Consider the following 778-nt stretch of genomic DNA (forward strand, 5'->3'; position numbering starts at 1 on the left):
GGGCTCGCGCCGCGGTTCGCCGGGCGGGCCGCCGACCACGACACGACGGGAGCGTTCCCCACCGCCGACGTCGACGACCTGCGCGCGGCCGGGCTGCTCGGCCTGATGGTGCCCACCCGGCTCGGCGGGTCCGGCGCATCGTTCGCCGACTACGTCGACGTCGCGAGCGAACTCGGCCGGGGTGCGGGCGCCACCGCCCTGATCCTCAACATGCACGCCTCGGTGACCGGGGCCCTGGCGCTCACCCCCGACGCGCTCGTCCGGGCACTGGGCGCGTCGGAGACCTTCTTCGCCACCCGGGACCGGGTCCTCGCCGACGCCGCCGCCGGGGCGCTGTACGCGGTGGCGATGAGCGAACGCGGGGCAGGGTCGCGGTTGTCCCGGGTCTCGACCACCTACCGCGCGGTCGACGGCGGATACCGGATCACCGGGAGCAAGGCGTTCGTCTCCGGCGCCGGGCACGCCGACGCCTACCTGTTGGCGGCCCAGGAGGCCACCGACGATCCCGCCTCCGGGGAGCCCGCGGTGTCTCACTTCCTCGTTCCCGACGGGCCGGGCGTGCGGGTCGAGCACACGTGGGACGCGCTGGGCATGCGCGCCACCGCCAGCCACGACGTGCACTTCGACGTGCAGGTCCCCGCCGACGCCCTGCTCGGCGGGGTCGAGGGCCTGGCCCTGCCGCTGGCCGAGAGCATGCCGCAGTGGCTGGTGGCCTCCTACGCCGCGGTGTACGTCGGCGTCGCCCGCGCCGCGCTGGAGGCCGCGGGCGAGCACGCCC

Annotated in this window: 1 protein-coding gene; it reads left to right on the forward strand. The window is 76.3% G+C overall.

The features are described from left to right. Positions 1 to 778: acyl-CoA dehydrogenase family protein (locus SACPADRAFT_RS24920; protein ID WP_198048243.1), on the forward strand; the 778-nt coding region annotated here is incomplete at both ends.

This window comes from Saccharomonospora iraqiensis subsp. paurometabolica YIM 90007, from assembly GCF_000231035.2.
GTDB lineage: Bacteria > Actinomycetota > Actinomycetes > Mycobacteriales > Pseudonocardiaceae > Saccharomonospora > Saccharomonospora paurometabolica.